We start from the raw sequence: 7,542 nt of genomic DNA, 5'->3' as shown, positions 1-7,542 counted from the left end.
GCGGCTGCTGGGCTGGCAGCGCCAGATGCTGGCGCAGATCGAGGTGCCGTACCGGGTGATCGACGTCGCCGCGGGCGACCTCGGCTCGTCGGCCGCCCGCAAATTCGACTGCGAGGCGTGGGTGCCCACCCAGGGGACCTATCGGGAGCTGACGTCGACGTCGAACTGCACCACCTTCCAGGCGCGCCGGCTGTCGACCCGCTTCCGCGACAACCAGGGCAAGCCGCGGGCCGCGGCGACTCTCAACGGCACCCTGGGCACCACGCGATGGTTGGTGGCGATCCTGGAGAACCATCAGCAGCCCGACGGGAGCGTGCGGGTCCCCCAAGCTCTCGTCCCGTTCGTCGGCGTCGAGGTGCTGGAGCCGAAGGCCTGACCCGTCCGCCTCCGACGGGTGTGCGGCTGGCGCCGCCGCACTATCATCTGACAAGCATCGGCAACCCACGTCGGGTGCGTTGCAAGGGGTACCCCGGAAGGGGGAGACGGTGACCACGATGAAGTGGGTCGGTCGCTGGTGGCGCCAAACCGATGATTACGAACAGCTCATCAGTCACCTGCGCACCCGCGGGATGCCGCACCTTGTCCGGGCCGCGATCTCGCTGATCTCCGCCGGGCTGGCCCTGGCCGCGCTCGCGACCGTGTGGACTCCCACCGGCCCGCGGGGGACGGCTCAGGTCGCCTGCGTCGTGCTCGCCTGCGGCAGCGCCGCGATCGTCGCCGCGGTGTGGGCGGTGTGCTGGCCGCCCCGGGACCGGGCCGTCCGGCTGGCCCTGCTGACCAACACCAGCATCGCGCTGGCGGTGTTGGCCCAGAGCCATCCTGTCGCCGCCCTGCTCGTGTGCACGACGTTCGGGATCAACGCCTGCTATGTCGCGGTGTTCCACACGGCGCGCCAGATGGGGTACTGCGTTGCGGTCGCCGCCGCCGTGGGAGCATTCGAGGCCGATCGGATCGCCGGACGGTACGGCCTTGCCGCTGCCGGGGTCAGCTACTTGTTGATCCTGATGCTTGACGCGGCCATGCCATTCGCGCTCCAGACCATCACCTACATGTTGCGCACCGACGCGGTGCTCGCCGACCGCGACCAACTCACCGGATTGCTGAACCGGCGCGCATTCCGTCGGCGCGCCAAAGTGCGGTTGCAGGAGCAGCGCGTCGAGTTCGGGCATTTCGTCGTCGCCGTGATCGACCTGGACCGCTTCAAACTGCTCAACGACGTCCACGGGCACGGCACCGGCGACGACGCGCTGGTGTCGGTGGCGCGGGCGTTGCGCGCCGGCGCCGACGGTACCGCGGTCATCGGGCGCGTGGGCGGCGAGGAGTTCCTGGTGGCCGACGCCTGGTCCCCCGACGAGGTGCGGGTGCGAGCGGAACGGCTCTGCGCCGCGATCGCCGCGCTGCCCTTCGGTGTCACCGCCAGCGTCGGGACCGCCGGTGTGCACGGGCGTTTCCCGGACCGGGACAACGACGAATTGCTCAATGAGCTGATCTCGGTCGCCGACGCCGCGATGTACGCCGCCAAACGCCGCGGCGGCAACTTGGCCGGCCGCCACGTGCCCCTGACCTTGTGCTGCGGCGACGGGCCCGGCGCCGAGAAAAATTAGGCGTCCACGGTATCTGGGCAGTGCGGGTTGCCACGGTGGGCCGGGGATCACCTTCATCCCCGGCTACAACGCCGGCCGCGCGGCGCTCGAGGAACGGCGCGGTGAGACATCCAGGCGGCTGAACAGGCCGCTGTGGTAGAGCCGGGCGCATTCCGCTCGCCTGACCTTGCCGCTCGTGGTGATCGGGATGGAGCCGGGGGAGACCAGGACGACGTCGGAAACGCCCACGCCGTGCGAGGCCGAGATCGCCGCGGTCACCTCACGCGTGACCACGCGGAGCCGGTCCGCGTCACCGCGCGGACCGAATTCGGCGACGGCAACCAGCTTTTCGGTACCGTCGCCCGGAACCGCGATCGCCGCGCAGCGGCCCCGGGTGATCTCCTGGATGGTCGCTTCGATGTCGTCGGGAGAATGGTTGCGCCCGTAAATGATCAGCAAGTCCTTGATGCGGCCGATCACGAACAGTTCGCCGCCGGAGACGAAGCCGGAATCGCCTGTTCGGAGCCAGGGCGACTCGGGTGTCCCCGGCGACGGCGCAGAGATTCTTTCTCCGAAGGTCCGCTCCGTGTCCCCCGGCCTCTGCCAGTAGCCGGCCGCCACGTTGTCGCCGAATACCCAGATCTCGCCGACCGTGCCCTCCGGACACTCGATGCGGGTGTCGGGATCGACGATCCGCACGAGCGGTGATGCCCGCAGGGGGTAGCCGACCAGCGCGGTGCCCGCCGCGTCCGGGCACCGCCGGGCGCGGCCCTCGGCGAGTTGCCCGGAGTCGAAGTGGGCGATCGACGCCGGTCGACCGGGATCGCCGGCCGCCACGTACACCGTGGCTTCAGCGAGTCCGTAGGAGGGTCGGAGGACCGAGGCGCGCAGGTTGAAACGGGCGAAGCGCTCGGCGAAGCGCTCGAGGGTGGCGGGTTGTACACGTTCGCTCCCGCTGAGGATGGTGTGCACGTTGCCGAGATCGAGGCCGGCCATATCGTCGTCCGACGATTTGCGCGCGGCCAGTTCGAACGCGAAATTGGGGGCCGCCGAAAATGCCCGAGAATTGGTCGCCAGCAACTGCATCCACCGGTGAGGTCGCTGTAGGAACGACGCCGGACTCGTGAGCACGGCGTGAAATCCGCTCAATATCGGCGCGCAGATTCCGAGCACCAAACCCATGTCGTGATAGAACGGCAGCCATGACACCAGCGTGAGGTCCAACGGTGCGACGCCCCCGCTGTCAGCGAAGTAGCCGGACATCAGCTGCGCGAAATTCGTCAGGACGTTCTCGTGGGAAATCATCACTCCCGTCGGCTCACGGGTCGATCCCGATGTGTACTGCAGGTAGGCCGTGTCCGGGAAGTCGGCGCGCCCGCAACCGGATGCCAGCGGGGAGTCGCTGCTCAGCAAATCGGTCTCGATGATCGACGGGGCGGACTCGAACGGCAACGCCGTCACCCGCCGAACGACATCGCCGACGACGGAGGATGTCGTGAGAATTGCGGTGGGCGCGGCGTCGCGCAGCACCGAGTCGACCCGTTCGTCGGCGGCGCCGCCGAGGTCGCCGGTGAGCGGAACCGCGATGACCCCGGCCTCCAACGCGCCCAGAAAAGCCACCACATAATCGAGCCCCTGCGGCGCGAGGAGCACAGCGCGGTCGCCGGGTGATGCAACAATCCGGAGTTCCCGCGCCACAGCGAGAACCCGCCGATACGTCTGCGACCAGGTGAGGCTTTCGCGGAGACCGGCCGGGTCCCGTTCGTAATCGACGAACGTGAAACCCGTGCCGTCGGGCGCCAGGGTGGCGCACTCGCGCAGCATCGCCGGAACGGACCGCTCGATCACGAGGCGCCACCCTACCCGCGGGCGATTTTGCGGCGAACCCGCGATTTCGGACTGCATCGGCGAAGCGGCCGCTACGCTGTCGCTCAACTCGGCGTGCGGACTTCGGCCTCGATGCCGGGGCGGTGCCACCTCCCTGACGTAGGTGCCCTGCCGGATCGGAACCGACCACCACGGCGTGAACCGCTGGCGAGAGAGGTAACGCTTGACGGACGTGGCCCCCCCACATGTGACCCCGGTCGCCGTAGTCGGCATGGCCTGCCGGCTGCCGGGGGGGATCGACTCTCCCGAGCTGCTGTGGGCGGCGCGGCTCGATGGCGGCGACGCGACCGCCGAATCGTCTCGGCAGCGAGGGGATCCGGACGTTTTCGACTGCGACTTCTTCGGGATCGGCGAGCGCGAGGCCGCAGCACTCGACCCCCGGCAGCGTCTGCTGCTGGAGGTCTCCTGGGAGGCGGTGGATCACGCCGGGCTGACCGCAGGGGCGCTGGCCGGCTCGGCGACCGGGGTGTTCGTGGGCCTCACGCAGGGGCCACACGGATCGCCGCGCACCGGTCACGGCACGGCGTCCGGGCGGATCGCCGACGCTATCGGGTCGCACGGCCCGGCGATGACGGTGGACACCGACTGCTCCTCCGGCCCGGGCGCGGTCCACCTGGCCTGCCGCAGCCTGCACGAGGGAGAAAGCGATCTCGCGCTGGCCGCCGACGGGTTCGCTCCGGGCGACGGCGGCGCCGCGCTGATACTCAAACGGTTGTCCGACGCGCTTGCCGACGGTGACCGGGTCCTCGGCGTCATCCGCGACGACGCGGACCCGTGCGCCGTGCGGGCCGACGGCGCGCACCCGTGGTCCGTCGGCGGGGTGCTGGCGCTGATGAAGGAGGTCCTGGCCGTCGGGCCCGCGGTGATCCCGTGCGGTTCGCAGCTCGACCGCATGCCCGCAGAGCTCGATGTCCACGGCGCCGGCAGGTCCGCTTCGCCGGGGCCGGCCGCGTTCCTGGTGTCGGCGTCCTCGGCCGACGCGCTGCGCGAGACCGCCGACCGGCTCGCGGACTGGGTGCACGGGCGGGCGCACTGCGTGGTGCCGTCGGACCTGGCCTACACGCTGGCGCGGCGACGCACGCACCGGGCCGTACGCACGGCGGTGATCGCCGACGGCGTCGAGGAGCTGATCGCCGGCCTGCGGGAGGTGGCCGGCGGCGACACCACGTACCGGCCCGCGGTGGGGCGCGACGACCGCGGCCCGGTGTGGGTGTTCTCCGGTGCGGGATCGCAGTGGGTTGCGATGGGGGCCGATCTGCTGACGAGCGAACCGGTGTTCGCCGCGACCGTGGCCACGCTGGAACCGCTGATCGCGCAGGAGTCGGGGTTCTCGGTGACCGCCGCGATGACCGCGCCCGAACTGGTTGCCGGTATCGCCCGGGTGCAGCCGACCCTGTTCGCGATGCAGGTGGCGCTGGCCGCCGCGCTCGGGTCTTATGGGGTCTCCCCGGGTGGTGTGATCGGTTACTCGCTGGGCGAGGCCGCGGCGGCGGTGGTGGCGGGGGCGCTGTCGCTTCAGGACGGGGTGCGGCTGGTCTGCCGCAGCTCCCGCCTGATGGCCACGGTTGCCGGTCCGGTGGCGATGGCGGCGGTGGAGCTGCCCGCATTGCGCGTGCGTTCGGAACTGACCGCCCTGGGCATCGACGACGTCGTCGTCGCGGCGGTGACCTCGCCGGTGACCGCGCTGATCGCCGGGCCCCCGGAGTCGGTCCGCACGCTGCTCAACGGGTGGGAGGGGCGTGGGGTGACGGCGCGAGAAGTGGCTGTCGATGCCCTCGGCGTGGCACATTGCCCGCACGTCGACGCCATCCTCGACGAGCTGTCCGAGGCACTGGCGCAGCTGCGTCCGACGGCCCCCCGGGTGCCCTACTACTCGGCGACCCTGTTCGACCCGCGCGAGCAACCGGCGTGCGATGCCCGCTACTGGGCGGACAACCTGCGTCACACCGTGCGGTTCTCGGCCGCGGTGCGCGCAGCGCTCGATGACGGGCACCGCGTCTTCGCCGAGCTCTCCCCGCACCCGCTGCTGATCCAGGCCGTCGAGCAAACGGCCGCGGCCGCCGGCACGCCGGTGGCCGCGTTGGCGAGCATGCGGCGGGGCGGACGGCCACCGCACGGACTGCGGGGCGTGTTCGCCGAGTTGTACGGCGCGGGCGCGGCGGTGGATTTCGCGGTGCCCTATCCGCAGGGATGCCTGCTCGACGTGCCGCCGGCGGCCTGGACACGGCGCCGCCTGCCCGGCTCCGGCGGCGTCGCGGACGCGCACGGGCGCGGCGGTGCGAGCGTCGCGGACCAGCCGCTGCCGGGGGCGCACGCACCGCCGCCCGAGGACCGTGCCACGAGCGAATTCCGCGCCGAACTCGACGACCTGCCGCCGCAGGAGCGGCCCGCCCGGCTCCGTCAACTGGTCTTCGAGCAGACCGCTCTGATCCTGCGCCGCGCGGTCGACCCGGACCGGCCGCTGCCCGAGTACGGGCTGGACTCGCTGAATGCCCTCGAACTGCGCACCCGCCTGCAGGCCGAGACGGGAATACGACTGGCGCCCAAGGACATCAGCACCACCGCGCGCGGTCTGGCGGATCATCTCCACGAACAGCTGGACAATCGCCGAGATACAGGAGGCAGCAGTGCGAATAGGGCCACTCGACGTATCGACGGTCACTGACTGGGATCCCGGTCCCGGTTCGCTGGTTTCCTGGCACCCCTCGCCGGCCGTCCGTGCCAAGGCCCTCGCCGCGCCGGTGAGCTCGGTGCCGCCCAGCTACATCCAGACTCGGCATCTGCGCAGCTTCTCCGATCAGGCCGCCCGGGGACTGGATCACTCGAGGCTGCTGATCGCCTCGGTCGACGTGGACGGCCGGTGCGATCTCCGCGCGATGTCCTACGTGATCAACGCGCACCTGCGTCGGCATGACACCTATCGCAGCTGGTTCGAGTACCGCGACGCCGACCACATCGTCCGGCACACCATCGCCGACGCCGCCGACATCGAGTTCGTGCCGACCACGCACGGCGAGCGGACGAGTCCGCAACTGCGCGACCACATCGTGGCCACACCCGGCCCGCTGCAGTGGGATTGCTTCAGCTTCGGGATCATTCAGCGCGCCGACGGCTTCACGTTCTACGCCAGCATCGACCATCTGCACGCCGACGGGCAGTTCGTCGGGGCGGGGCTCATCGAGTTCCAGACGACGTACCACGCGCTCGTCGTCGGCGCTCCGCCCCTCGTGCTGCCCCCGGCCGGCAGCTATGACGACTTCTGCGTGCGGCAGCGCGCGTACACCGCGGCGTTGACCCCGGATTCGCCGGAGGTGGTCTCATGGATCGGCTTCGCCGAGGCGAACGGCGGAACATTCCCGGCGTTCCCGCTGGCACTGGGGGAGTGGTCGGTGCCCTGCGGCGGTGACCTGCTCGGCGTGACCCTGCTGGACCGGGAGCAAACCGAGCGGTTCGACTCCGCCTGCACCGCGGCGGGCGCCCGGTTCGTCGGGGGCATGTTTGCGTGCATCGCCCTGGCGGTCCACGAATTGACCGGCGGCGAAACCTATTACGGCCTGACACCTAAAGACACCCGTCGCACCGAGGCGGACTTCATGACGCAGGGCTGGTGCACCGGGCTGATCCCGATCACCGTTCCCGCGGCGGCGTCCTTCGGCGAGGCGGCCCGCGCCGCGCAGGCGTCCTTCGATTCGGGTGCCGACCTCGCGCAGGTGCCGTTCGAACGGGTCGTGGAACTGGTGCCGTCGCTGATCCGGCCCCGGCCGTTGTTCTCGCTGGTGAACTTCTTCGACGCCCAGGTGAGTCCGCTGTCGGTGCTGACGAAGATGTTCGGGGGCCTGCATGTCGGTGCGCACAGCGACGGCCGGGTCACCTATCCGCTGAACACGATGGTGGGCCGGTTCGACGAGACCGCTGCGAGCGTGCTGTTTCCCGGCAACCCGGTCGCCGGCGAATCCGTGACCCGGTACCTGGCGGCCCTGCGATCGGTCTGCGTGCGCGTCGCCGATGGTGAAGCCGCCGGGGCCGGCGACGACTCCGGGGCGCTTCGGCGCCAGCAGGCGTGCTGACGGTG

Annotated in this window: 5 protein-coding genes and 2 pseudogenes; 6 read left to right on the top strand and 1 reads right to left on the bottom strand. The window is 70.7% G+C overall.

All coding sequences use genetic code 11. The features are described 5' to 3' along the window. From ACOJVU_RS14655 to ACOJVU_RS14645, 3 genes and pseudogenes are all read left to right on the top strand, one after another. Positions 1-376: aminoacyl--tRNA ligase-related protein (locus ACOJVU_RS14655; RefSeq protein WP_421530433.1), on the top strand; the 376-nt coding region annotated here is incomplete at its 5' end. 118 nt (positions 377-494) lie between these two features. Then, positions 495-1,604: a GGDEF domain-containing protein gene (locus tag ACOJVU_RS14650; protein WP_421530440.1), complete on the top strand. Its 1,110-nt coding sequence runs from the start codon at positions 495-497 to the stop codon at positions 1,602-1,604. Between the two features lie 10 nt (positions 1,605-1,614). After that, a pseudogene (locus ACOJVU_RS14645) lies at positions 1,615-1,704 on the top strand (hypothetical protein); the annotation flags it as partial. Here the strand turns inward: ACOJVU_RS14645 and ACOJVU_RS14640 are convergent. Next, complete coding sequence (locus ACOJVU_RS14640) at positions 1,668-3,431, bottom strand: AMP-binding protein (RefSeq protein WP_421530432.1); 1,764 nt, start codon at positions 3,429-3,431, stop codon at positions 1,668-1,670. The pseudogene ACOJVU_RS14645 and the gene ACOJVU_RS14640 overlap by 37 nt on opposite strands. A 211-nt stretch (positions 3,432-3,642) precedes the next feature. On the opposite strand from ACOJVU_RS14640, the pseudogene ACOJVU_RS14635 reads away from it, so the two are divergent. From ACOJVU_RS14635 to ACOJVU_RS14625, 3 genes and pseudogenes are all read left to right on the top strand, one after another. Further along, positions 3,643-5,832, top strand: a pseudogene (locus ACOJVU_RS14635) (acyltransferase domain-containing protein); the annotation flags it as partial. A gap of 6 nt (positions 5,833-5,838) precedes the next feature. Then, a complete protein-coding gene (locus ACOJVU_RS14630; RefSeq protein WP_421530439.1) occupies positions 5,839-6,135 on the top strand; it encodes an acyl carrier protein in 297 nt (98 codons plus the stop codon). Beyond that, positions 6,098-7,537 carry an acyltransferase gene (locus ACOJVU_RS14625; RefSeq protein ID WP_421530431.1) on the top strand — a complete coding sequence of 480 codons (1,440 nt, stop codon included), beginning with the start codon at positions 6,098-6,100 and terminating at the stop codon, positions 7,535-7,537. The genes ACOJVU_RS14630 and ACOJVU_RS14625 overlap by 38 nt, the downstream gene beginning before the upstream one ends. Positions 7,538-7,542: the final 5 nt, after the last annotated feature.

The organism is Mycobacterium sp. THU-M104, assembly GCF_049197365.1.
Taxonomy (GTDB): domain Bacteria; phylum Actinomycetota; class Actinomycetes; order Mycobacteriales; family Mycobacteriaceae; genus Mycobacterium.
This window is presented reverse-complemented; position numbering and strand designations above follow the sequence as displayed.